Origin of the sequence: Pseudomonas sp. IPO3749, assembly GCF_013386605.1 — a bacterium.
GTDB classification, from domain to species: domain Bacteria; phylum Pseudomonadota; class Gammaproteobacteria; order Pseudomonadales; family Pseudomonadaceae; genus Aquipseudomonas; species Aquipseudomonas azotoformans_A.
On the sequence record NZ_JACARN010000010.1, the window covers coordinates 52,109 to 77,024 of the forward strand.

The following is a 24,916-nucleotide window of genomic DNA, read 5'->3' on the forward strand; positions in this document are numbered from 1 at the left end:
CATGGGGCGGGCTTACATCCACCCATACTCCGCCATCGACAACGGGTCTCCATCCCCCACGATGATGTGGTCCAACACGCGCACATCCACCACTTCCAAGGCTTTTTGCAGCAACTTGGTCAATTTTCGATCAGCCGCACTCGGCTCAAGGCTGCCGGAAGGATGGTTGTGGCACAGGATCAACGCCGCCGCGTTGTACGCCAGGGCGCGCTTGACCACTTGCCGGGGGTAGACCATCGCCGTATCGATGGTGCCCTGGGACAACGCCTCGAAACCCAGCACCCGGTGTTTTGAATCGAGAAACAGGCAGCCGAAGGTCTCATGAGGCTCATGGCGCAACAGTGCCTTGAGGTAATCACGCACAGCCACCGGGCTTTCCAGCACCGAATCCTGGCGCAGGCGCTCGGCCATGTGGCGCCTGGCCATTTCCAGCACCGCCTGCAACTGGGCGAACTTCGCCGGCCCCAGTCCCAATTGCTGGCTGAACAGCGTCTGGCTGGCCTCCAGCAACGGGCGCAAACCGCCAAATTTCGCCAAAAGGTGGCGCGCCAGGTCCACCGCGCTGCGACCGGAAACCCCGGTACGCAGGAAGATCGCCAGCAACTCGGCATCCGACAGGCTCGCTGCGCCCCATTCCAAAAGCTTTTCCCGGGGCCGCTCTGCCACCGGCCAATCGCGAATACTCATCGCACCTCCCTCTCCATACGCGCCGTGGCATGTACGCCGCTGTTGCCTCGCAGACGCTGTGTTATCGTAGGCCCTCTTTTTTGCGTGTGATTTCCCCTGGGGAGGGGGCATCGCAGGCGTCACTGAACTGGCATCACTGAACTGGAAAGGCAAACCAATGCAGCGTCTGTATCGGAAACGCATCGTTCTCGGCGTTGGCGGCGGCATTGCCGCCTACAAGAGCGCAGAACTGGTTCGCAGGCTCCTGGACCAAGGCGCGGAAGTGCGCGTGGTCATGACCCGCGGTGGCAGTGAGTTCATCACCCCGCTGACCATGCAAGCGCTGTCCGGCCACCCGGTTCACCTGGACCTGCTGGACCCGGCAGCTGAAGCCGCCATGGGCCATATCGAGCTGGCCAAATGGGCCGACCTGGTACTAATCGCCCCGGCCACCGCCGACCTGATCGCCCGCCTGGCCCAAGGCATCGCCGATGACCTGCTGACCACCCTGGTACTGGCCACCGACGCCACCGTCGCCATCGCCCCGGCCATGAACCAGGCCATGTGGCGCGACCCGGCCACCCAGGCCAACACCCAACTCCTGCAAAGCCGTGGCCTCAAGGTGTTCGGCCCGGCGTCCGGCAGCCAGGCCTGCGGCGACGTCGGCATGGGCCGCATGCTTGAAGCCACTGACCTGGCGCTGTGCGCCGCCGAGTGTTTCCAGCACCTGGCCCTGACCGGCAAGCACGTGCTGATCACCGCTGGCCCGACCCAGGAAAACATCGACCCGGTGCGCTACATCACCAACCATAGCTCAGGAAAAATGGGCTTTGCCTTGGCTGAAGCGGCGGTCGAGGCAGGCGCACGTGTCACCCTGATCACCGGCCCGGTGCATTTGCCGACCCCGGATCGGGTCACGCGAATCGACGTAGTCAGCGCCCGCGATATGCTGGCGGCCTGTGAGGCGGCCATTCCGTGCGACCTGTTCATCGCCTCGGCAGCGGTTGCGGACTACCGCCCGGAAGTAGTCGCCCCGCAAAAGCTCAAGAAGGACCCTACAAGCGGCGACGGCCTGCTCCTGCAAATGGTGCGCAACCCAGACATCCTGGCCACCATCGCCACCCGTCCGGACCGTCCGTTCAGTGTCGGCTTCGCCGCCGAGACCGAGCATTTGCTGGACTACGCCGCACGCAAATTGAAAGACAAAAACCTCGACCTGATCGTTGCCAATGATGTCGCCAACCCGAGCATCGGCTTCAACAGCGAGGAAAACGCCTGCAGCGTGATCGACCGCGAGCTGCACGCCACCCTTTTCGCCCAGACCAGCAAGGGCAAGATTGCCCGCCAACTGATCTCTTTTATCGCCCAACGGCTGAACCAGGTTTAATTTCCATGCACGCTTTGCAAGCCAAGATCCTCGACCCACGCATCGGCAACGAATTCCCACTGCCGGCCTACGCCACGCCAGGCTCGGCCGGCCTGGACCTGCGCGCCATGCTCAAGGAAGACACTGTCCTTGAGCCGGGCCAGACCATTCTGATTCCGACCGGCCTGTCGATCTACGTGGGCGACCCTGGCCTGGCGGCGCTGATCCTGCCGCGCTCCGGCCTGGGCCACAAACACGGCATCGTGCTGGGCAACCTGGTCGGCCTGATCGACTCGGACTATCAGGGCGAACTGATGGTGTCGTGCTGGAACCGTGGCCAGACCGCCTTCAACATCGCCGTTGGCGAGCGTATTGCCCAACTGGTGCTGGTGCCAGTGGTGCAGGCACACTTCGAACTGGTACAGGAATTCGACGAAACCCAACGCGGCGCAGGCGGTTTTGGGCATTCCGGCAGTCACTGACTAAGCTGAACCTGGCCGGGCGCCGTTGCCCGGCCAGACGCCACCGCTGGGCTTTTCAGGACGAAGAATGCGCGGATTTTATCAGCGAGATTTCTCCATAGAAATCAAAGCATTACGCAGACATCAAGACGGAGCCAACGCTCCGATGGCATTTTTGCACCACGAACTCTCTGCCGAAAACACCGTCATACCCTTCAGTTTGAGCCTGCCGGTCAGCCACATTAAGGCCAGCCTTGCCCCTTTCAGATGGAGTTTCCCCCCGCGATGAGTACCGCAGCCCGCGTAGCCCCAGCATTCCCCGACAGCATCTTTCGCGCCTATGACATCCGTGGCGTGGTGCCCAAGACCCTGACTGCCGAAACTGCCTATTGGATTGGCCGTGCCATCGGCTCCCAGAGCCTGGCGCAGGGCGAGCCCAACGTTTCGGTCGGCCGTGACGGCCGCCTGTCCGGCCCGGAGTTGGTGGAGCAACTGATCCAGGGCCTGGCTGACAGCGGTTGCCATGTCAGCGACGTCGGCCTGGTGCCGACGCCCGCGCTGTACTACGCCGCCAACGTCCTAGCCGGCAAGTCCGGGGTGATGCTGACCGGCAGCCATAACCCGTCGGACTACAACGGCTTCAAGATCGTCATCGCTGGCGACACCCTGGCCAATGAACAGATCCAGGCCCTTCACGACCGCCTGAAAAACAACGATCTGACCAGCGGCAAGGGCACCATCACCCAAGTCGACATCCTGCAACGCTACTCTGATGAAATCACCCGTGACGTCAAGCTCGCGCGCCGCCTCAAAGTGGTGGTGGATTGCGGCAACGGCGCGGCTGGCGTGATCGCCCCGCAGCTGCTTGAAGCCCTGAACTGCGAAGTGATCCCATTGTTCTGCGAGGTCGACGGCCACTTCCCCAACCACCACCCGGACCCAGGCAAGCCGGAAAACCTGGTGGACCTGATCGCCAAGGTCAAGGAAACCGGGGCTGACGTCGGCCTGGCCTTTGACGGTGACGGCGACCGCGTCGGCGTGGTGACTGAGACCGGCCAGATCGTGTTCCCTGATCGCCTGCTGATGCTGTTTGCCCGCGACGTGGTGGCGCGCAACGCCAACGCCGAGATCATCTTCGACGTGAAGTGCACCCGCCGCCTCACGCCGCTGATCAAGGAATATGGCGGTCGCCCGCTAATGTGGAAGACCGGTCACTCGTTGATCAAAAAGAAAATGAAGGAAACCGGCGCGCTGTTGGCCGGCGAAATGAGCGGCCACGTGTTCTTCAAGGAGCGCTGGTTCGGCTTTGACGACGGTATTTACAGCGCCGCGCGGTTGCTGGAGATCCTCAGCAAGGAAAAATCCACGGCTGAAGAGCTGTTCCAGACCTTCCCGAACGATATTTCTACGCCAGAGATCAATATCCATGTGACCGAGGAGAGCAAATTCAGCATCATTGACGCACTGCACGATGCGCAATGGGGCGAAGGCGCCAACCTGACCACCATTGATGGTGTGCGAGTCGATTACGCCAAAGGCTGGGGCCTGGTTCGCGCGTCCAACACCACACCGGTGCTGGTCCTGCGTTTCGAGGCGGATACCGAGGCTGAGTTGCAGCGCATCAAGGACGTGTTCCACGCCCAGTTGAAACGTGTTGCCCCTGATCTCCAATTACCGTTCTGATTTTTTACCGGAGCCCTGAATGACCCTCGAACGCGAAGCCGCTGCCAACACTGCCAAGGTCCTGTCCGAAGCGTTGCCTTACATCCGACGCTATGTCGGCAAGACGCTGGTGATCAAGTACGGCGGCAATGCCATGGAAAGCGACGAGCTGAAAACCGGCTTTGCCCGCGACATCGTGTTGATGAAAGCCGTGGGGATCAACCCGGTGGTGGTGCACGGCGGCGGCCCGCAAATCGGCGACCTGCTCAAGCGCTTGTCGATCGAGAGTCACTTCATCGATGGCATGCGCGTCACTGACGCGCAGACCATGGACGTGGTGGAGATGGTCCTCGGCGGCCAGGTCAACAAGGACATCGTCAACCTGATCAACCGCCACGGCGGCAGCGCCATCGGTCTGACCGGCAAGGATGCAGAGCTGATCCGTGCGAAAAAACTGACCGTGACCCGTCAGACGCCGGAAATGACCCAGCCGGAAATCATCGACATCGGCCAAGTGGGCGAAGTGGTTGGCGTGAACACCGACCTGCTGAACCTGCTGGTCAAAGGCGACTTCATTCCGGTGATCGCGCCGATCGGCGTGGGTGCCAATGGCGAGTCCTACAACATCAACGCCGACCTGGTGGCCGGTAAAGTGGCCGAAGCGCTGAAAGCTGAAAAGCTGATGCTGCTCACCAACATCGCCGGCCTGATGGACAAGGAAGGCAAGGTATTGACCGGCTTGACCACGCAACAAGTGGACGAGTTGATTGCCGACGGCACCATCTACGGCGGCATGCTGCCGAAGATCCGTTGCGCGCTGGAAGCGGTGCAAGGCGGCGTTGGCAGCTCGTTGATCATCGATGGCCGGGTACCGAATGCGGTATTGCTGGAGATCTTCACGGATACCGGCATGGGCACGCTGATCAGTAACCGCAAGCGTCCTTAAGCGTCAGAACACGAAAGGCCCCGCTCAATCTGATTGAGCGGGGCCTTTTTATTTGTGGCAGGCGTTATCGAAATCTGATTGATTTCACTACTAATCGATTTTCAACATTCGCTGAAACTATTAATTTCAGTGAAAATTCTCGACAGATTTCACTGCTTTGACTATTTTCAGCACTTGTTGAAAAAGGTGAGATCAATGAAAGAGTTCGAAATCCGCTCAAGGGATGCACTGCGAAATCTCCTGAGCAAAGTGCCGATCCTCAAGATTGAAAACCTGAAACTGCCTTCACCTTCAGAGGGGTGGACGCCCGACTGCATTGTCGAGATAACCGTCTCGGGAAGGTCGCATGCTCTGGTCTGCGAGGTAATAGCAAGCGGCCAACCCAGATTTATAAGTGCGGCGATACTTCGGCTTCGCGACTACTTGAACAAACAGCGGACACAGGCAACGCCCGTTGTGGTCGCGCCTTATCTGTCGCCCATTGCCAGACAGGCATGCCGGGAAAGAGAGGTGGGGTATCTGGATCTGGAGGGCAATGCGTGGATCTCGTTCGGTGGCGTATCCATTGACCATCAAGTCGCTGGCAAGCCGTCCTCAGAACGCAGAGAGCTGAAGTCTTTCTTCAAACCAAAGTCAGCACAGATCATACGCACGATGCTTCGAGATCCGGGCCGAGCCTGGCGCGTGGTCGAACTGTCCGAAGCTGCCGGAGCGAGCCTGGGGCAAGTCAGTAATGTCCGAACTGCACTCCTGAATAGAGAATGGGCCCGGACGACAAACGATGGCGTAAACCTATCCGACCCTCAATCTCTCCTAGACGCTTGGGCCGAGACATACGAGCCTCCAGCAGGAGACCGTAAATTTTTCTATACCGCCTTGCACGGTAGAGCATTGGAAAATGCGGCGCGTAACGCCATTGGAGAAATGAGCGGCGGGCACGCGCTTTTTTCGTCTTTTTCTGCCGCCCAATGGCTCGCCCCCTATGCCCGTATCAATACGAATTACTTTTTCGCCGACCGTGAAGGGTTAGAGAGGCTGGTCAAAGCATTACAGTTGGTTCCCGCATCAACGGGAGAAAACGTAGTGATCACCTTACCCAAAGAGGAAGGGCTTCTACTCGACGCCATTGAACCCGCACCGGGTGCCATATGTACCAGCCTGGTTCAGACCTACCTGGATCTATCTGTTGCAGGAGAGCGCGGGAAAGAAGCTGCCGAATACTTGAGACAGGAAAAACTGACATGGTCTCGTTAGTCCCTCAAGAACCCCAGTCTGCTTCAGATTATGACGACAGAACCACGACCGCCGTGAAAGCAGTGTTAGTGGAAATCGGTCAAATCCTCGGCTCTTTCAAAGGAAAGTTTGCAGTGATCGGCGGAGCAGTGCCTTGGCTTCTGCTTGCGAATGACGATATGCAACACGTTGGAACCCTTGATGTCGATTTGAGCCTGAACGCAGAAGCACTCGGTGATGGCGAATACGCGACATTGATCGAAGCACTGATGGGCAACGGGTATCAACAGAGAGGAGCGCTTCGCAGATTCCAACTCGTTCGCCAGGTGCCCGCGGAGGACGGCGGACCGGCGATAGATGTGATCGTGGACTTCTTGATGCCGCGTGACGCCGAAATCATCCAGAACAAACCTCCTATCCTCAACGACTTTGCTGTTCAGCGTGCTGACGGTGCCGACTTGGCAATGCGCTTCTACCAAATGGTTGCCATTGAAGGTCCCATGCCCACGGGTGGGAAAAATCGCGTAGAAGTCGCCGTATGTTCTATCCCCGCACTCTTGGCAATGAAGGGGTATGCGCTGAATGGAAGGCACAAACAGAAGGACGCCTATGACATCTACTACTCCGTCCGCAACTTTCCCGACGGTGTCGAAGCGCTCGCAGAGGAATGTCGATCAGTGCTTGAAACGGGCAGCGGAGAGCAGGGATTTCAGTTCATCGGAGAAAAATTTGCTACCCATGATGGCTATGGCCCGACGGCGGTAAGACGATTCGTCGAAGACAGCCAGATTCTGGGAGGTCGCACACCAGACCAATGGCAGCAAGATGCTTTTGGGCAGGTGGATACCTTATTGCGCGCCTTACGACTTCGGGACTAATAAAACAAAAGGCCCCGCTCAATCTGATTGAGCGGGGCCTTTTTATTTGTGGCGAGGGAGCTTGCTCCCGCTGGGCTGCACAGCAGCCCTGAAATCAGACGCCGAACTGCTCGCGGTACGCCTTCACCGCCGGCAGGTGTTGCTTGAGTTGCGGATCATCTTCCAGGAACTGCAGGACCTGGTTCAGCGACACGATGCTCACCACGGGAATGCCGAAATCGCGCTCCACTTCCTGGATGGCCGACAATTCACCATTGCCACGCTCCTGGCGGTTCAGCGCGATCAGCACGCCGGCAGCCTTGGCACCGTCCTGGGAGGCGATGATCTGCATCACTTCGCGAATCGCAGTACCGGCGGTGATCACGTCGTCGATGATCAGCACGTCGCCCTTGAGCGGAGCCCCGACCAGGCTGCCGCCTTCGCCGTGGGCCTTGGCCTCTTTGCGGTTGAAACACCATGGCAGGTCCTGCCCGTGATGCTCAGCCAGAGCCACGGCCGTCGCGGCCGCCAGGGGGATACCCTTGTAGGCTGGGCCGAACAGCACATCGAAGGAAATACCGCTTTCAACGATGGCGGCCGCGTAGAAACGACCCAGTTGGGCCAGAGCCGAACCCGAGTTGAACAAGCCTGCATTGAAGAAGTACGGGCTGGTTCGCCCGGACTTCAAAGTGAACTCACCGAAGCGCAAAACGCCGCGATCGATGGCAAAACGAATGAAATCGCGTTGATACGCCTGCATGAAAAAAGCCTCAGATACCACGGATTTAGCTAATTAGGTGGACGGCGTGTATCATACACGCACGCGATTTTTGGGGCCATTTATGCGGATCATCAGTGTGAACGTTAATGGTATTCAGGCTGCAGTCGAGCGTGGTTTGCTCAGTTGGCTGCAAGCCCAGAATGCCGACGTCATCTGCCTGCAGGATACCCGCGCCTCCGCCTTTGAACTGGACGACCCAGCCTTCCAACTGGATGGCTACTTCCTTTATGCCTGCGATGCCGAAGTGCCCACCCAAGGTGGCGTGGCTTTGTATTCGCGGTTGCAACCCAAGGCGGTCATCAGCGGCCTCGGCTTCGAGACAGCCGACCGCTACGGGCGCTACCTGCAAGCCGATTTCGATAAGGTCAGCATCGCGACCTTGCTGCTTCCTTCGGGGCAGAACGGCGATGAAGACTTGAACCAGAAGTTCAAGCTAATGGACGATTTCGCCCGTTACCTGGATAAACAGCGACGCAAACGTCGCGAGTACATTTATTGTGGCTCGCTGTACGTGGCGCAACAGAAGCTGGATATCAAGAACTGGCGCGACAGCCAGCAATCCCCGGGTTTCCTGGCGCCGGAACGCGCCTGGATGGACGAGATTGTCGGCAATATGGGCTATGTGGATGCCCTGCGCGAAGTCAGCCGCGAAGGCGACCAGTACAGCTGGTGGCCGGACAACGAACAGGCTGAGATGCTCAACCTTGGCTGGCGTTTCGACTACCAGTTGCTGACTCCAGGTCTGCGCCGGTTCGTGCGCAGTGCACGCCTGCCGCGCCAGCCACGCTTCTCGCAGCACGCGCCGCTGATCGTGGACTACGACTGGACACTGACCATCTGAGGTCTTTTTCCAGGCACAAAAAAACCGACATCGCTGTCGGTTTTTTTGTGGGCGCTCATTATTTGATCACTCGCCAGGTCAACGGGTAGCGATAGGCGATCCCTTTGTTGGCCTTGATGCAGCCGATGATGGTCAACACGATCGTGGCGATCGCCAGGGCAAACATCAGGAAAAACCCAACCACCGCGAAGGCCAGCACAATGCAGGCTATCCAGGCAATGGCCACGGTGATCTGGAAGTTCAAGGCTTCCTTGCCCTGATCATCAATGAACGCATCCTTTTCCTTCTTCATCTGCCACAGGATCAGCGGCCCCACGACACTGCCGAAAGGGAACACAAACCCGAGAAACGCCGCGAGATGGCACAACATTGCCCCCTGCCGCACTTCATAGGAAGGCATTGGCACAAGTTCCTGGTTGTCATTCATGGCGCTTCTCCTTGAGACGGGCTCAGTCAGCCAGGGCGGCGTTCTGCAGCTCGAAGATTTCGGTCATGCCTTTCTGGGCCAGGGCCAGCATGGCGTTCAGCTCGGCCGGCTGGAATGGCGCGCCCTCGGCGGTGCCCTGTACTTCGATGAAACCACCGGTGCTGGTCATGACCACGTTCAGGTCAGTCTCGGCAGCCGAGTCCTCCAGATAGTCCAGGTCCAGCACAGGTTCGCCCTGGTACATGCCTACCGATACGGCAGCGATCATTTGCTTGAGCGGGTCACCGCCTTTCAGGCCGCCACGCTTCTTGATCACTTTGAGTGCATCAACCAGGGCCACCATGGCGCCGGTGATGGACGCGGTGCGGGTGCCGCCGTCGGCCTGGATCACGTCGCAGTCGACGTACAGGGTCACGTCGCCCAGCTTGGACATATCCAGGGCTGCACGCAGGGAGCGACCGATCAGGCGCTGGATTTCCAGGGTACGGCCGCCCTGCTTGCCACGGCTGGCTTCACGCTGGTTCCGCTCGCCGGTGGCGCGCGGCAGCATGCCGTACTCGGCGGTCAACCAACCCTGGCCCTGGCCTTTGAGGAAACGCGGCACGCCGTTTTCGACGCTGACGGTGCAGATGACCTTGGTATCGCCAAACTCGACCAGTACAGAACCCTCGGCGTGTTTGGTGTAGTTGCGGGTGATGCGGATCGAGCGGAGCTGATCGGCAGCGCGACCACTTGGACGTTTCATAGGGAGACACCTGTACTGAGGACGAAAAACTGCCGAGCATTATAGAGCCGCGAGCCGATTCGGGGCACTGCTAAAAAATCCGGTTACGAATGCTCGGGTTTGGGCGTGTCCGCCCCACTGCGCTACAATCCTGCGCCTTCTTAATCATCAGCCCGTGTTTGCGGGCTGCAACGCGAGGTACCTCCATGGTGCACAGCATGACCGCCTTCGCCCGCGTCGAAAAAGCCGGCGTCCAAGGCACCCTGAGCTGGGAACTGCGCTCGGTCAACAGCCGTTACCTGGAGCCACACCTGCGCCTGCCGGAATCGTTTCGCGACCTCGAAGGCGCCGTGCGTGAAGCGCTGCGCCAGGGCATTTCCCGTGGCAAGCTGGAATGCACCCTGCGTTTTACCGAAGAAACCACCGGCAAGGCCCTGCAGATTGACCGCGACCGCGCCGCGCAACTGGTCGCCGCCGCCGAAACCATCGCCGGTCTGATCAAGCAGCCGGCCGCGCTCAACCCGCTGGAAGTGCTGGCGTGGCCTGGCGTGCTGGTGGCCGATGCCACTGACCCGCAAGCCCTCAACGCCGAAGCCCTCGCTCTGTTCAACCAGGGCTTGAGGGAGCTTAAAGCCGGCCGTGAGCGCGAAGGTGCCGAACTGGCCCGCCTGATCAGCGAGCGCCTGACCGCCATTGAAGAAGACGTGGTCACCCTGCGTGAGCTGGTCCCGCAGATGCTCGCCACCCAGCGCCAGAAGGTGCTCGACCGCTTCACCGACATGAAGGCCGACCTCGACCCGACGCGCCTGGAACAGGAAATGGTCCTGCTCGCGCAGAAGAGCGACGTCGCCGAAGAACTCGATCGCCTGAGCACCCACATCCTCGAAGTGCGCCGCGTGCTCAAGTCCGGCGGTGCCGCCGGTCGGCGTTTGGACTTCCTGATGCAGGAACTCAACCGCGAAGCCAATACACTCGGCTCCAAGGCGTTCGACCCGCGCAGCACCACGGCTGCGGTCAACCTCAAAGTGTTGATCGAGCAGATGCGCGAACAAGTACAGAATATTGAGTAAGGCAACCTCCATGACCCACAGCACCGGCACCCTGTACATCATTTCCGCCCCTTCGGGCGCGGGCAAAAGCAGCCTGGTCAAGGCCCTGACCGACGCTGACGAGCAGATCCGCATTTCGGTCTCCCACACCACCCGCGCCATGCGTCCGGGTGAGGTGAACGGCGAGCACTATCACTTCGTCGAGCGCACCGAGTTCGTCAAGATGATCGAACACGGCGACTTCCTGGAGCGCGCCGAAGTGTTCGGCAACCTCTACGGCACCTCGCAAAGCCACTTGCAGCAGACCCTGGATGAAGGCCACGACCTGATCCTGGAAATCGACTGGCAGGGCGCCGAGCAAGTCCGCAAGCTGATGCCGCAGGCGCGTTCGATCTTCATCCTGCCGCCTTCGCTGGAAGCTTTGCACCAGCGCCTGACCAACCGTGGCCAGGACAGTGACGAGATCATCGAAGGCCGCATGCGTGAAGCCGTCAGCGAAATGAGCCACTACGTCGACTACGACTACCTGATCATCAACGACGATTTTGCCCACGCACTGGACGACTTGAAGGCGATTTTTCGCACCAATCAGCTCCAGCAAAAGCGTCAGCAACAGCGTTTCGGCAAATTACTGGCCGAACTGCTCGGTTGATTGGCTCTTCCCAAAACCGCTGCAAGGGCTTTACATTGGCACTTGTAGCGGTTTTGCGAGGGCCTGCGAAAAATCAGCGCTTCCCTAAACGCTGGTGATTTTTTAAACTGTTTAGTCCGCTCGCCCAACCGGGCAGCGCGCATCTTGCATTCGCTCCGAGGAATACCATGGCCCGCGTAACCGTTGAAGACTGCCTAGAACACGTGGATAACCGCTTTGAGCTGGTCATGCTCTCTACCAAGCGTGCCCGTCAACTGGCCACTGGCGGCAAAGAGCCCCTGGTCCAGTGGGAAAACGACAAGCCTACCGTTGTAGCCCTGCGTGAAATCGCTGAAGGCCTGATGAGCTACGAGTTCATCGCCAACGCCGAAATCGTTGAAGACGAACCGCTGTTTGCAGCGTTCGAGGACGAGTCCAACGAGGCCGTCTAAGCCTATGCCTGGTCGACGTAGCACGGCGCGGGGTCACAGCCAACGGCAGGAGTTCACACTTTGCCGAGCATAGACGCCCTCGCCGATCGCTTATCGGCCTACCTCGGCCCCGACCAGGTCAACCTGGTCCGCCGAGCGTATTTCTACGCCGAACAAGCTCATGACGGCCAACGCCGCCGCAGTGGCGAGGCGTATGTCACCCATCCTCTTGCGGTGGCAAACATTCTGGCCGACATGCACATGGACCATCAGAGCCTGATGGCCGCGATGCTGCATGACGTGATCGAAGACACCGGCATCGCCAAGGAAGCGCTCAGCGCGCAGTTTGGCGAAACCGTGGCCGAACTGGTCGACGGGGTCAGCAAACTGACCCAGATGAACTTCGAGACCAAGGCCGAAGCCCAGGCGGAAAACTTCCAGAAGATGGCCATGGCCATGGCCCGCGATATCCGCGTGATCCTGGTCAAGCTGGCCGACCGGTTGCACAACATGCGCACGCTGGAAGTGCTGTCCGGTGAAAAGCGCCGGCGCATCGCCAAGGAAACCCTGGAAATCTACGCGCCCATCGCCAACCGGCTGGGCATGCACGCCATTCGTATCGAATTCGAAGACCTCGGCTTCAAAGCCATGCACCCGATGCGTTCGGCGCGCATCTACCAGGCAGTCAAGCGCGCCAGGGGTAACCGCAAGGAAATCGTCAACAAGATCGAAGAGTCCCTGAGTCATTGCCTGGCGATCGACGAGATCGAAGGCGAGGTCAGCGGCCGGCAGAAGCACATCTACGGCATCTATAAAAAGATGCGTGGCAAGCGCCGGGCCTTCAACGAGATCATGGACGTGTATGCGTTCAGGATCATCGTCGACAAAGTCGACACCTGCTACCGCGTGCTGGGCGCTGTACATAATTTGTACAAACCGCTGCCGGGGCGCTTCAAGGATTACATCGCGATTCCAAAAGCCAACGGCTATCAGTCGCTGCATACCACGTTGTTTGGTATGCACGGGGTGCCGATCGAGATCCAGATCCGCACCCGCGAAATGGAAGAGATGGCCAACAACGGCATCGCCGCCCATTGGCTGTATAAATCCAGCGGCGACGAGCAGCCAAAAGGCACCCATGCCCGTGCCCGCCAGTGGGTCAAGGGCGTGCTGGAAATGCAGCAACGTGCCGGCAACTCCCTGGAATTCATCGAAAGCGTGAAGATCGACCTGTTCCCGGACGAGGTCTACGTGTTCACGCCCAAAGGCCGGATCATGGAGCTGCCCAAAGGCTCCACGGCGGTCGATTTTGCCTACGCCGTGCACACCGACGTGGGTAACAGCTGCATCGCCTGTCGGATCAATCGCCGTCTCGCACCGCTGTCCGAACCGCTGCAAAGTGGCTCCACGGTCGAGATCGTCAGCGCACCGGGCGCACGCCCGAATCCGGCATGGCTCAACTTTGTGGTCACCGGCAAGGCGCGCACACACATCCGCCACGCCCTGAAACTGCAACGCCGCTCCGAGTCCATCAGCCTGGGCGAACGCCTGCTGAACAAGGTGCTCAACGGTTTCGACAGTGCCCTCGACAAGATTCCTACAGAGCGCGTGCAAGCGATGCTCCACGAGTACCGCCAGGAAACCATCGAAGACCTGCTGGAAGACATCGGCCTGGGCAACCGCATGGCCTACGTGGTCGCCCGCCGCCTGCTCGGCGAAGGCGAACAGTTGCCAAGCCCGGAAGGTCCGCTGGCGATTCGTGGCACCGAGGGCTTGGTGCTCAGCTACGCCAAGTGCTGCACGCCGATCCCGGGCGACCCGATTGTCGGCCACCTGTCGGCGGGCAAAGGCATGGTGGTGCACCTGGACAACTGCCGCAACATCACCGAGATCCGCCACAACCCGGAAAAATGCATCCAGCTCTCGTGGGCCAAGGATGTCACCGGCGAATTCAACGTCGAGCTGCGGGTGGAGCTGGAACACCAGCGCGGCCTGATCGCCCTGCTCGCCAGCAGCGTCAACGCGGCCGACGGCAATATCGAGAAAATCAGCATGGACGAACGCGATGGCCGCATCAGCGTGGTCCAGTTGGTGGTCAGCGTTCACGACCGCGTGCACCTGGCCCGCGTGATCAAGAAACTGCGTGCCTTGACGGGTGTGATCCGTATCACTCGCATGCGCGCCTAAGCCACATTACAAGGAGTCATTCATGACCAAGACTGTTATCACCAGCGATAAAGCCCCGGCCGCCATCGGCACCTACTCCCAGGCGATCAAGGCAGGCAACACCGTCTACATGTCCGGCCAGATTCCACTGGACCCAAAGACCATGGAACTGGTTGAAGGCTTCGAAGCACAGACCGTGCAGGTCTTCGAAAACCTCAAGTCGGTGGCCGAGGCTGCTGGCGGTTCGTTCAAAGACATCGTCAAGCTGAACATCTTCCTCACCGACCTGAGCCACTTCGCCAAGGTCAACGAGATCATGGGCAAGTACTTCGAACAGCCGTACCCAGCCCGCGCCGCCATCGGCGTTGCCGCCCTGCCAAAGGGTGCGCAGGTTGAGATGGACGCGATTCTGGTCATCGAGTAAAACACCCGGCGCAGCCCCCATAGGCTGCGCCGACTTCGTTTTAAAAGGATTTCATGATGCGCAAAGCGCTTGTAGCCTCATCACTGCTCGCCCTGTTGCTCGGCGGCTGCGCCAGCAACCCTGCCGACCGGGATGTGAGCGGCACCTGGATCAACCAGGTCGCCATCGATGCGGCAGCCAAGGGCGGCCCTTTGCGTGAAGCCTTGCAGAGCTTTGGCCCGAACCTCGAATGGGAGGTCAATACCAAGGCCTCGCAGGCACGCTACTACAACGGTTTTGAAGTAGCGGAAGGCAAGTTGCTGGGTGAAAAGTCCGGCGCCTGGAGTGTAGATTTCTACGGCAGCTCCGCCACCGAACTCAAGCGTAAAGGCAAGCAACTGTTGCAAGTGGCCAACGACAACGAGCCTGAACAGCTGTTCGCCCGCCCCAAAGAGCCCGCACCGGAAGGCGCGCCACTGGGCGCAAACTTCGAGCGTGCACTGTACGCCGCCTATATGGGCGGCGACTGGAAGATCCTGGACGGCTTCGGCAGCGGCGCCATCGTGCAATTCCAGGCTAACGGCAAGGTTGTCGGCCTGCCGAATGTCGATCAGTACTCGCTGTGCCTGGCGGGCGATTGCGCATCCATGAGCGGTGGCTACGACAGCATCTGGTTGCAACTGAACGGCCAAGGCAATCCGTGGATTTTTGTGCGCAAGGGTAAGCAACTGGAGATCTTCCAGGCGATCAATACCGCGCAGGCGGATGAGGTGCCTTCGTTTACGCCAGGGCCTCGCCAGTGGCTGCTGGAAAAGCAGTGATAAAAAAGGAGCCCTTGGGCTCCTTTTTCATTTAACGCTGGCCTTCGAGGATCGCCGCGTAGCCTTCCCGATAACTCGGATACGTCGGCGTCCAGCCCAACGCCTTGGCCCGGGCATTGCTGCATTGCTTGCTGCCAGCACGCCGCACACTCGCGTCATCAGCCCATTCGGTCACGCCCAGGTACTCACGCAACCAATCCACCACTTCAGCCAGCGGCGCCGGCGCATCGTCGACGCCGATGTAGACCTTGTCCAGCGAACCGCCCTTTTCCACATGCCGCAATAAAAACGCCAGCAAACCCGCCGCGTCTTCCGCGTGAATGCGGTTGCCATATAAAGGTGGGTCGATGGCCACGCGGTAGCCTTGGCGAACCTGGGTCAACAGCCATTCGCGGCCCGGCCCATAGATACCCGTCAGACGCACGATGCTCGCCGGAATACCGCTGTTGAGCGCAACTTGCTCAGCCTCGAGCATGACTTGCCCGGAATATCCCTTCGCTTGAGTCTCCGACGTTTCGTCGACCCACTCGCCATTCTGCTGCCCGTAGACGCTGCTGCTGGATACAAACAGCAGGTGTTTGGGCTCCTGGCCGTAGTCGCCCAGCCACTCCAGCACATGTTTCAGCCCTTCTACATAAGCGGCGCGATAGCCGGCTTCGTCGTGGTCTGTCGCAGCGGCGCAGTACACCAGGTAATCCACCCCGCCGATCGGCCAGGTGTCGGGGCAGTCCTTGTTGAACAGGTCCCCGGCGATGCCGATCACCCCGTCGGGCAGCCGCGAAATATCGCGGCGCAGGCCATGGACCTCCCATTCCGAGGCGAGCAACTGGCTGGCCAGCCGGCTCCCCACATCGCCACATCCGGCAATCACAACAGAAGGCGCAGACATCACAAAACTCCGTACTGAAAGGTCTAGGTTAGCCTTCGCAGATGACAGACGGCCAGAAAAAGCACAAATAAAGTTACTGTATTACTTCTGTTAACAAGAATTACTTGCAATAATAACCGCCCATTTGTCCTCGACCCTCTGGGTCTGGAAGGACGATCACTCATTTTTTCTCTCAGGTCCGGCCAGCATGACACGTAATACAACCCCCGCTTCGCCAACCAAGCTTCACAGCCCATCCCGCGCCTGGCGCGCGATTGCTGCGCTGCTGTTCAGCGTACTGCTGGCACCGACCGCCGCATTCGCTGATGCCTCCGCACCCGCTACCCCAGCTGCCGCTGAGCAAAACGCCGCGGCACCGGCCGCAGCGCCCGCCGCCACCGACCCCGCCCTGGCAGCTGACCCAGCCGCCGCCGACGACACCGGTGTGGTGCTGGAAGAAGACAACACCCTGGGCATGGCCCATGACCTGTCGCCGTGGGGCATGTACCAGAACGCTGACGTGGTGGTAAAAGCCGTGATGATCGGCCTGGCCATCGCCTCGATCATCACCTGGACCATCTGGATCGCCAAGGGCTTCGAGCTGCTGGGCGCCAAACGTCGTCTGCGCACTGAAATTGTCCACCTGAAAAAGGCCACCACCCTCAAGGAAGCCAGCGAAAGCGCGACCAAGAAGGGCACCCTGGCCAATACCCTGGTGCACGACGCGCTGGAAGAAATGCGCCTGTCCGCCAACACCCGCGAAAAAGAAGGTATCAAGGAACGTGTTGCCTTCCGCCTGGAGCGCCTGGTGGCGGCCTGCGGTCGTAACATGAGCAGCGGCACCGGCGTGCTGGCAACTATCGGTTCCACCGCGCCGTTCGTCGGCCTGTTCGGCACCGTGTGGGGCATCATGAACAGCTTCATCGGCATCGCCAAAACCCAGACCACCAACCTCGCCGTCGTTGCCCCCGGCATCGCCGAAGCCCTGCTGGCAACGGCCCTGGGCCTGGTTGCCGCAATTCCTGCGGTGGTGATCTACAACGTCTTCGCTCGTTCGATTGCCGGCTACAAGGCCCAGGTATCGGACGCGTCGGCAGAAGTCCTGCTGCTGGTCAGCCGTGACCTCGATCACCTGCCTACCGAGCGCAGCTCGCAACCGCACATGGTGAAAGTGGGGTAATCGGCCATGGGCCTGCATTTGAATCAAGGCGACGACGAACTCGTCGAGAACCACGAAATCAACGTCACGCCGTTTATCGACGTGATGCTGGTGCTGCTGATCATCTTCATGGTGGCGGCACCGTTGGCGACCGTGGACATCAAGGTCGACCTGCCCGCGTCCAGCGCCAAACCTGCGCCACGGCCAGAGAAACCGATCTTCCTCAGCGTCAAGGCGGACCAACGCCTGTTCCTGGGCGAAGAAGAAGTCAAAGCTGAAACCCTGGGTCCGGTGCTCGACGCCAAGACCCAAGGCAAGAAAGACACGACAATCTTCTTCCAGGCTGACAAGGGCGTGGACTACGGCGACCTGATGAGCGTGATGGATGCCCTGCGGGCAGCCGGCTACCTCAAGGTCGGCCTGGTCGGACTTGAGACGGCAGCCAAGAAATGATCACGACGCGCCACAAACTGACGCGTTATGGCACCAGCCTCGCCGTCGTACTGGGCGTGCATGCCGTCGCGATCGCTATCGCGCTTCATTGGTCCGCGCCGCGCACGGTGCAGCTGCCACCGGCTGCCATGGTCATCGACCTGGCACCGATGCCAGCCCCGCCGCCGCCAGCGCCGCCCAAGGTGGTAACGCCGCCGCAACCGCCTGCACCGGTGGAAGAGCTGCCCCTGCCGAAACTGGCCGAGGCGCCCAAGCCAACGATCCAGGTGCCCAAGCCGGTCAAGCCCAAGCCTAAACCGCAGCCGCCCAAGCCTGTGGAGAAGAAGATCGAGCCGCCCAAGGAGAAACCCTCCGAGGACCCGCCGAGCGACGCTCCGCCGACCCAGGCACCGGCTGAAAAATCGGCCCAGCCTGTTCCAGGCCCGTCTCCGCAGCAGATCGCAGCGAAGGCTTCCTGGGAAGGCACCCTGCTGGCGCACCTGCAGAAGTACAAGAAGTACCCGCCAGGCGCCCAGGCCCGTGGCAAGGAAGGCTTGAACCGCCTGAAGTTCGTGGTCGATGCCGAAGGCAACGTGCTGTCCTACGAGTTGGTGGGCCGCTCCGGCAACGCCGACCTGGACCGCGCCACGCTGGACATGATCCGTCGTGCCCAGCCGCTGCCCAAGCCGCCGGCAGACATGCTCAAAGGCGGCAGCATCGAGATCGTTGCACCGTTCGTGTACAACATCGAGAAGCGTCGTCGCTGAAAATGAAGGTGGTGAGGGGCAATCCTCACCACCTTCAGCAAAATCTGCGTAACTCCCCGCTCAATCCCCAGCAAAGTTCTGATAACGTGCGTCTATCGATTGCAGCCGGTATGCTTGGCCCGCAACCTCATGGACGCCCGCTATGACTCTTACAGAATTACGCTACATCGTTACCCTCGCCCAAGAGCAGCACTTCGGCCACGCGGCCGAGCGTTGCCATGTCAGCCAGCCGACGCTGTCGGTGGGCGTGAAAAAGCTTGAAGACGAACTCGGTGTGCTGATTTTCGAGCGCAGCAAGAGCGCCGTGCGCCTGACGCCTGTGGGCGAAGGCATTGTGGCCCAGGCCCAGAAGGTGCTGGAGCAAGCGCAGAGCATTCGCGAACTGGCCCAGGCCGGCAAGAACCAGCTGACTGCACCGCTCAAAGTCGGCGCCATCTACACCGTCGGCCCTTACCTGTTCCCGCATCTGATCCCGCAACTGCACCGCGTCGCGCCGCAGATGCCGCTGTATATCGAAGAAAACTTCACCCACGTGCTGCGCGACAAACTGCGCAACGGCGAGCTGGACGCGATCATCATCGCTCTGCCATTCAATGAAGCGGACGTATTGACGCTGCCGCTGTACGACGAGCCGTTCTACGTCTTGATGCCCGCTTCCCACCCGTGGACGCAAAAAGACACCATCGACGCCGGCCTGCTCAACGACAAGAGCCTGCTGCTGCTGGGCGAAGGCCACTGCTTCCGCGACCAGGTATTGGAAGCCTGCCCGACCCTGACCAAGGGCAACGACGGCGCCAAGCACACCACCGTGGAATCCAGCTCCCTGGAAACCATCCGGCACATGGTCGCGTCCGGCCTGGGTATTTCGATCCTGCCGCTGTCGGCAGTGGACAGCCATCACTACGCCCCTGGCGTGATCGAAGTGCGCCCACTGACGCCGCCGGTGCCGTTCCGCACCGTGGCGATCGCCTGGCGCGCCAGCTTCCCACGGCCAAAAGCGATTGAGATCCTCGCCGATTCGATCCGCCTGTGCTCGGTGGCCAAGCCGACGGCTGTGAGCTAAGCAACGGTATGACTGAGCTGTCGCAGGTGTCGGTGACGGCACTCAAGGGTGTCGGTGAAGCCATGGCCGAGAAGTTGGCCAAGGTCGGCCTGGAAAACCTCCAGGACGTGTTGTTCCACCTGCCCCTGCGCTATCAGGACCGCACCCGCGTCGTGCCCATCGGCCAATTGCGCCCTGGGCAGGATGCGGTGGTCGAAGGCACAGTGAGCGGTGCCGATGTGGTGATGGGCAAGCGCCGCAGCCTTGTGGTGCGCCTGCAGGACGGCACCGGTGGCCTGAGCCTGCGCTTCTACCATTTCAGCAACGCGCAGAAGGAAGGGCTCAAGCGCGGCACCCGCGTGCGCTGCTACGGCGAAGCGCGGCCTGGTGCCTCAGGCCTGGAAATCTACCACCCGGAATACCGCGCCATCACCGGCGACGAGCCGCCGCCAGTCGACACGACGCTCACTCCGATTTACCCGCTCACCGAAGGCCTGACCCAACAACGCCTGCGCCAGTTGTGCATGCAGACGCTGACGATGCTCGGCCCGAAAAGCCTGCCCGACTGGCTGCCGCTGGAGCTGGCCCGCGACTACCAACTGGCGTCGCTGGACGACGCGATTCGCTACTTGCATCACCCGCCTGCCGATGCCGATGTCGACGAGCTGGCTCTCGGTCATCACTGGGCCCAGCATCGCCTGGCTTTCGAAGAACTCTTGACCCACCAACTGTCCCAGCAACGCCTGCGCGAGAGCATGCGCTCCCTGCGCGCGCCGGCCATGCCCAAGGCCACGCGTTTGCCTGCGCAGTACCTGGCCAACCTCGGCTTTGCGCCGACCGGTGCCCAACAGCGCGTCGGTAATGAAATCGCCTACGACCTCAGTCAGAAAGAGCCGATGCTACGGCTGATCCAGGGCGACGTAGGCGCGGGCAAGACCGTGGTCGCCGCCCTCGCCGCCCTGCAAGCGCTGGAAGCCGGTTACCAGGTGGCGTTGATGGCGCCCACCGAGATTCTTGCCGAGCAGCACTTCATCACCTTCAAGCGCTGGCTTGAACCACTGGGCCTGGAAGTGGCGTGGTTGGCCGGAAAGCTCAAGGGCAAGGTACGCGCAGCGGCACTCGAACAGATTGCCGGCGGCGCTCCCATGGTAGTGGGCACCCACGCGCTGTTCCAAGATGAAGTGCAATTCAAGAATTTGGCGCTGGTGATCATCGACGAGCAACACCGCTTCGGCGTGCAACAACGCCTGGCCCTGCGCCAGAAAGGCGTGGGCGGACGCATGAACCCACACCAGTTGATCATGACCGCCACGCCGATCCCACGCACCCTGGCGATGAGCGCCTACGCCGACCTCGACACCTCGATCCTTGACGAACTACCGCCCGGCCGGACGCCGGTCAATACCGTGCTGGTCACCGACACCCGGCGTGTCGAAGTGATTGAGCGTGTGCGCGGCGCCTGCGCCGAAGGGCGCCAGGCGTACTGGGTGTGCACGCTGATTGAAGAGTCCGAAGAGCTGACGTGCCAGGCGGCCGAAACCACCTTTGAGGACCTCACCAGCGCCTTGGGCGAGCTCAAGGTCGGCTTGATCCATGGCCGCATGAAGCCCGCTGAAAAAGCCGCCGTGATGGCCGAATTCAAAGCCGGCAACCTGCAACTGTTGGTGGCAACCACGGTGATCGAGGTCGGCGTGGACGTACCCAACGCCAGCCTGATGATCATCGAGAACCCCGAGCGCCTGGGCCTGGCGCAACTGCACCAGTTGCGCGGCCGGGTTGGCCGGGGCAGCGCAGCCAGCCATTGTGTGCTGCTCTACCATCCGCCGCTGTCGCAGATCGGACGCCAACGTCTGGGCATCATGCGCGAAACCAACGACGGGTTTGTCATCGCCGAAAAAGACCTGGAGCTGCGTGGCCCCGGTGAAATGCTCGGCACGCGCCAGACCGGCCTGCTGCAATTCAAGGTCGCCGACCTGATGCGCGACGCTGACCTGCTGCCGGCCGTGCGGGATGCGGCGCAAGCGTTGCTCGAACGTTGGCCGGATCATGTCAGCCCTTTGCTGGATCGATGGCTACGCCATGGGCAGCAATACGGCCAAGTGTGACGCCTGACTCACTTAGTCGACCAACAGTTGTATCAAGCTGGTTATACTTCGTGGACTGTAAGAAATTGGATCAGGCCATGTCAGAAGTTGCCCTCGCCACAGCCCCACTGACCGCCCCGCCGGTCATTCGGGCTCTGCTCGCAAAACTCGCCATCCCCTACACGGAAGTCACCGACCTACCGGGCCTGAATCCTGCACGAAAGGTCCAGGCCGTGCTGCTGGAAGACGCGGTGGGCGCACTGATGGTGCTGTTCCCGCAGAACCAGTTGCTCGACCTCAACCGCCTCGCCGAGCTCACCGGTCGACGCCTCACGGCGGTGTCGCCAGATCGCGTCGAACGCATGCTGGGCAAGCACGAACTCAGCCTGCTGCCGGGCCTGCCGCCCCTCACCAGTTCCCCATGCTTGTACGAAGGCAGCCTGCTCAACGAGCCGAGCCTGCTGGTGCATTCGGGTGAAGCCGGGTTGCTGCTGGAAATACCGACCGACGCCTTCAAGACGATGCTCACCAAGGCCAGCGCCGGCCACTTCGGCGAGCCGTTGAGCAACATCCGCCCCAACCTCGACCGCCCCAATGATGACCGCGAGGAAATCACCCAGGCGATGCAGGCGTTCACCGCCCGCCGCATCCAGCAACGCCTGGAAGCGACCATCGAGATTCCACCGCTGGCCGACACGGCGCAGAAGATCATCAAGCTGCGTGTCGACCCCAACGCCACCATCGACGACATCACCGGCGTTGTGGAAACCGATCCCGCCCTGGCTGCGCAAGTCGTGAGCTGGGCGGCATCGCCCTACTACGCATCGCCAGGCAAGATCCGCTCCGTGGAAGACGCCATCGTGCGCGTGCTGGGCTTCGATCTGGTGATCAACCTGGCGCTGGGCCTGGCCCTGGGCAAGACCTTGAGCCTGCCCAAGGACCACCCGCACCAGTCCACGCCGTACTGGCACCAGTCGATCTACACCGCCGCCGTGATCGAAGGCCTGACCCGCGCCATGCCGCGCGCCCAGCGCCCGGAAGCCGGCCTGACTTATCTGGCCGGTCTGCTGCACAACTTCGGTTACCTGCTGCTGGCCCACGTGTTCCCGCCGCACTTCTCGCTGATCTGCCGTCACCTGGAGGTCAACCCGCACCTGTGCCACAGCTATGTCGAGCAACACTTGCTGGGTATCAGCCGCGAGCAGATCGGTGCGTGGCTGATGCGCTACTGGGACATGCCGGATGAGTTGTCCACTGCGCTGCGCTTCCAGCATGATCCGACCTACGATGGTCAGTACGCGGAGTATCCGAACCTGGTGTGCCTGGCGGTGCGCTTGTTGCGCAGCCGTGGGATTGGCTCCGGGCCGGATGAGGCGATTCCGGATGCGCTGCTTGAGCGCCTGGGGCTGACGCGGGACAAGGCTGAGGAAGTGGTGGGCAAAGTGCTGGATGCCGAGGTGTTGTTGCGTGAGCTGGCCTCGCAGTTCAGCCAAGGCTGAATCTTTAGTCTGTTAGCCCGCTATCGCAGGCAAGCCACCTCCCACACTTGACCGAGTTCCAACGTTGGAATGCCGTCTAGTGTGGGAGCTGGCTTGCCTGCGATGAACCTACCTCGGTCTACCTGAAAAACCTTACTTCTTTTTCTTCGGCTTCAAATACTTGGTCAACCCCTGGAACCAGATCACCAGCGCCGGGTTGCCCTTGATCTGGATCGACTTGTCCTGAATCCCCGTCATGAATGCCAGTTGCTTGTTCTTCGCCTGCATCGTGGCGAAGCCGTAGGCGGCATCTTTGAAGGCGATGGCGAACGCCGGCGACGGGTGAACACCCGAGCGGCTGGTGATGCGCTGGTCTTTGACGATGAAGTGACGGGCAACCTTGCCGTCGAGGGTCTGCAACTGGAACGCCAGGTCTTTATCGCCCAACTGTTGCTGGAAGGCAGGATTGGTGCGGCTGGCTTTGCCCATCATCAGGCCCAGCACCCACAGGAGAAGACGAAATTTCATGCACACGGCCTCGGTGTATTTATTGAGTGGCCGCAGCAGTTTAACGATTTGCAAAAAGAACGCCACCGATCTTGCGCATTAGCGGAAGATCGGCTGGCGTTTGACGCTTATAGCAGCATGTTGCTTAAACGTTCGGGCAAGGCACTGGCGCCCAGTCGGCCAGGTTAGGATCGCGGCAGGTGCCTTCGATCTGCGCCTTACCGGCGCTGGCAACCTGCTTGCTTTCAGCTTGCTTGGCCTGCACGGTCTGGATGCTCTTCTCGGTGGTCACCGCTTCTTTCGGCACAACCGGCAGGTCCTTCTTCTTCGCGACTTTCACCGGTTTCTTACCTTTGGCTGGCGCAACCACTGGTGCGGTGTCCGCTTGGGCCACGGTCACCACGTCGTTACGCTGCACACCCACTTGCTGCAGGTCTTTTTCATAGGCCTGGGTGTAGTTGTTCAGGTCTTCGCTGGCTTTGCCGTTGACCGCGACGATCAGGTCATTGGATTCCTTCAGGCCGGACACGATTTCCGCCAGGCGCTTGCGGCCTTCGGTGTCGTTGACGGTCTTGGCCTTGCGGTCAGCCACCAGCTTGGTGAATGCGCTCTGGTAGCACTGCTGCGACGCTTTGGCGTAGGCGGTGCTGCGGTCGATGTCCGACGCGCTTTTGTTGAAGTCGGTGGAGTAAGAGGCGATGCGCTGGTTGTCATCGCTGATCTGCTTCTGACGCTCGGTGTAGTAACCCGCCGCGCCGCCGGCCAATGCGCCGCCCGCAGCACCGATGGCCGCGTTACGGCCACGCTTGTCGGAGTCGCCGGTCAGCGCGCCCAGCAGGGCACCGCCAGCAGCGCCGATGGCCGCGCCGGTCACGACCGACTTGGTCATGTCCGAATCGGTCGCGCGCAGGTGCTGCACCGGCTCGTAGCAGTTCGGGTAGTACTCGACCTTGGTGCTCGACGCGACCTTGGAGGCCGGCGACGTGGCGCAACCGGTCAACACAGTGCTGAAACCGGCCGCGATCAGCAGCAAGTGACGCTTGGAAACCGCCTTACGGGAAAAAAGCATAGGTGTGTTCTCGTTTAAGTTTGACTTGCCCAGCACGGCCCACCG

At 60.7% G+C, this 24,916-nt stretch carries 25 protein-coding genes and 1 pseudogene; 19 read left to right on the forward strand and 7 right to left on the reverse strand.

Annotated elements, in window-relative coordinates; translation table 11 throughout:
- Positions 1-12 precede the first annotated feature (12 nt).
- Positions 13-687, reverse strand: coding sequence for a DNA repair protein RadC (gene radC, locus HX812_RS04165; RefSeq protein WP_038843520.1), 675 nt, complete (start codon positions 685-687; stop codon positions 13-15).
- Positions 688-844: 157 nt separating this feature from the next.
- Between radC and coaBC the strand changes: the two genes are divergently transcribed.
- The 6 genes and pseudogenes from coaBC (at position 845) to HX812_RS04195 (ending at position 7,212) form a co-directional block, all read left to right on the forward strand.
- Positions 845-2,053: a bifunctional phosphopantothenoylcysteine decarboxylase/phosphopantothenate--cysteine ligase CoaBC gene (gene coaBC / locus HX812_RS04170; protein WP_015886530.1), complete on the forward strand. Its 1,209-nt coding sequence runs from the start codon at positions 845-847 to the stop codon at positions 2,051-2,053.
- Positions 2,054-2,058: 5 nt separating this feature from the next.
- Positions 2,059-2,514, forward strand: a complete 456-nt coding sequence (gene dut / locus HX812_RS04175) for a dUTP diphosphatase (RefSeq protein WP_016975923.1) — start codon at positions 2,059-2,061, stop codon at positions 2,512-2,514.
- A gap of 246 nt (positions 2,515-2,760) precedes the next feature.
- A pseudogene (locus tag HX812_RS04180) lies at positions 2,761-4,176 on the forward strand (phosphomannomutase/phosphoglucomutase); the annotation flags it as partial.
- A gap of 19 nt (positions 4,177-4,195) precedes the next feature.
- A complete protein-coding gene (gene argB / locus HX812_RS04185; protein ID WP_016975925.1) occupies positions 4,196-5,101 on the forward strand; it encodes an acetylglutamate kinase in 906 nt (301 codons plus the stop codon).
- A 195-nt stretch (positions 5,102-5,296) separates the two neighbouring features.
- Positions 5,297-6,355, forward strand: coding sequence for a type IV toxin-antitoxin system AbiEi family antitoxin (locus HX812_RS04190; protein WP_177074908.1), 1,059 nt, complete (start codon positions 5,297-5,299; stop codon positions 6,353-6,355).
- Positions 6,343-7,212: a hypothetical protein gene (locus HX812_RS04195; protein WP_033902217.1), complete on the forward strand. Its 870-nt coding sequence runs from the start codon at positions 6,343-6,345 to the stop codon at positions 7,210-7,212. Before HX812_RS04190 ends, HX812_RS04195 begins: the two co-directional genes overlap by 13 nt.
- A 94-nt stretch (positions 7,213-7,306) precedes the next feature.
- Here HX812_RS04195 and pyrE read toward each other — a convergent pair whose 3' ends face one another.
- On the reverse strand, positions 7,307-7,951 hold the full coding sequence (pyrE, locus tag HX812_RS04200) for an orotate phosphoribosyltransferase (RefSeq protein ID WP_010168197.1): 645 nt from the start codon (positions 7,949-7,951) through the stop codon (positions 7,307-7,309).
- An 82-nt stretch (positions 7,952-8,033) separates the two neighbouring features.
- Here pyrE and HX812_RS04205 point away from each other — a divergent pair, with 82 nt between their 5' ends.
- Positions 8,034-8,813: an exodeoxyribonuclease III gene (locus tag HX812_RS04205; RefSeq protein ID WP_003195493.1), complete on the forward strand. Its 780-nt coding sequence runs from the start codon at positions 8,034-8,036 to the stop codon at positions 8,811-8,813.
- Between the two features lie 58 nt (positions 8,814-8,871).
- On the opposite strand, the gene HX812_RS04210 is transcribed toward HX812_RS04205, so the two are convergent.
- Entirely contained in the window at positions 8,872-9,240 is a 369-nt protein-coding gene (locus tag HX812_RS04210; protein WP_038843516.1) for a DUF4870 domain-containing protein, read from the reverse strand.
- Positions 9,241-9,262: 22 nt separating this feature from the next.
- Complete coding sequence (gene rph, locus HX812_RS04215; RefSeq protein WP_016975928.1) at positions 9,263-9,985, reverse strand: ribonuclease PH; 723 nt, start codon at positions 9,983-9,985, stop codon at positions 9,263-9,265.
- Positions 9,986-10,170: 185 nt separating this feature from the next.
- Between rph and HX812_RS04220 the strand changes: the two genes are divergently transcribed.
- The 6 genes from HX812_RS04220 to HX812_RS04245 all read left to right on the forward strand — a co-directional run bounded on the left by HX812_RS04220 (position 10,171) and on the right by HX812_RS04245 (position 15,465).
- Positions 10,171-11,034, forward strand: a complete 864-nt coding sequence (locus HX812_RS04220; protein ID WP_038843515.1) for a YicC/YloC family endoribonuclease — start codon at positions 10,171-10,173, stop codon at positions 11,032-11,034.
- Between the two features lie 10 nt (positions 11,035-11,044).
- Entirely contained in the window at positions 11,045-11,665 is a 621-nt protein-coding gene (gene gmk, locus HX812_RS04225; protein WP_033901130.1) for a guanylate kinase, read from the forward strand.
- Positions 11,666-11,832: 167 nt separating this feature from the next.
- Complete coding sequence (gene rpoZ, locus HX812_RS04230; RefSeq protein ID WP_003176920.1) at positions 11,833-12,096, forward strand: DNA-directed RNA polymerase subunit omega; 264 nt, start codon at positions 11,833-11,835, stop codon at positions 12,094-12,096.
- Between the two features lie 60 nt (positions 12,097-12,156).
- A complete protein-coding gene (gene spoT / locus HX812_RS04235) occupies positions 12,157-14,262 on the forward strand; it encodes a bifunctional GTP diphosphokinase/guanosine-3',5'-bis pyrophosphate 3'-pyrophosphohydrolase (RefSeq protein WP_016975931.1) in 2,106 nt (701 codons plus the stop codon).
- A 22-nt stretch (positions 14,263-14,284) separates the two neighbouring features.
- Entirely contained in the window at positions 14,285-14,665 is a 381-nt protein-coding gene (locus HX812_RS04240; protein WP_003176922.1) for a RidA family protein, read from the forward strand.
- A gap of 56 nt (positions 14,666-14,721) precedes the next feature.
- Positions 14,722-15,465 carry a hypothetical protein gene (locus HX812_RS04245; RefSeq protein WP_038843514.1) on the forward strand — a complete coding sequence of 248 codons (744 nt, stop codon included), beginning with the start codon at positions 14,722-14,724 and terminating at the stop codon, positions 15,463-15,465.
- 31 nt (positions 15,466-15,496) lie between these two features.
- Here HX812_RS04245 and HX812_RS04250 read toward each other — a convergent pair whose 3' ends face one another.
- Positions 15,497-16,354: an SDR family oxidoreductase gene (locus HX812_RS04250; RefSeq protein ID WP_038843512.1), complete on the reverse strand. Its 858-nt coding sequence runs from the start codon at positions 16,352-16,354 to the stop codon at positions 15,497-15,499.
- Positions 16,355-16,541: 187 nt separating this feature from the next.
- Between HX812_RS04250 and exbB the strand changes: the two genes are divergently transcribed.
- From exbB to HX812_RS04280, 6 genes are all read left to right on the forward strand, one after another.
- On the forward strand, positions 16,542-17,513 hold the full coding sequence (gene exbB / locus HX812_RS04255) for a tonB-system energizer ExbB (protein WP_038843510.1): 972 nt from the start codon (positions 16,542-16,544) through the stop codon (positions 17,511-17,513).
- Between the two features lie 6 nt (positions 17,514-17,519).
- Complete coding sequence (gene exbD, locus HX812_RS04260; protein ID WP_003195519.1) at positions 17,520-17,945, forward strand: TonB system transport protein ExbD; 426 nt, start codon at positions 17,520-17,522, stop codon at positions 17,943-17,945.
- Positions 17,942-18,691 (forward strand): energy transducer TonB, encoded by a 750-nt coding sequence (locus tag HX812_RS04265; RefSeq protein WP_016975935.1) that lies wholly within the window; start codon positions 17,942-17,944, stop codon positions 18,689-18,691. The genes exbD and HX812_RS04265 overlap by 4 nt, the downstream gene beginning before the upstream one ends.
- 142 nt (positions 18,692-18,833) lie before the next feature.
- Positions 18,834-19,754 (forward strand): hydrogen peroxide-inducible genes activator, encoded by a 921-nt coding sequence (locus tag HX812_RS04270; RefSeq protein ID WP_038843507.1) that lies wholly within the window; start codon positions 18,834-18,836, stop codon positions 19,752-19,754.
- Positions 19,755-19,762: 8 nt separating this feature from the next.
- Positions 19,763-21,838, forward strand: coding sequence for an ATP-dependent DNA helicase RecG (gene recG, locus HX812_RS04275; RefSeq protein WP_038843570.1), 2,076 nt, complete (start codon positions 19,763-19,765; stop codon positions 21,836-21,838).
- 77 nt (positions 21,839-21,915) lie between these two features.
- Positions 21,916-23,316, forward strand: coding sequence for an aminoacyl-tRNA deacylase and HDOD domain-containing protein (locus HX812_RS04280; protein WP_038843506.1), 1,401 nt, complete (start codon positions 21,916-21,918; stop codon positions 23,314-23,316).
- 132 nt (positions 23,317-23,448) lie between these two features.
- On the opposite strand, the gene HX812_RS04285 is transcribed toward HX812_RS04280, so the two are convergent.
- A complete protein-coding gene (locus HX812_RS04285; protein WP_010207528.1) occupies positions 23,449-23,823 on the reverse strand; it encodes a hypothetical protein in 375 nt (124 codons plus the stop codon).
- Between the two features lie 124 nt (positions 23,824-23,947).
- Positions 23,948-24,871: a type VI secretion system-associated lipoprotein TagQ gene (gene tagQ, locus HX812_RS04290; protein WP_038843504.1), complete on the reverse strand. Its 924-nt coding sequence runs from the start codon at positions 24,869-24,871 to the stop codon at positions 23,948-23,950.
- Between the last annotated feature and the right edge of the window lie 45 nt (positions 24,872-24,916).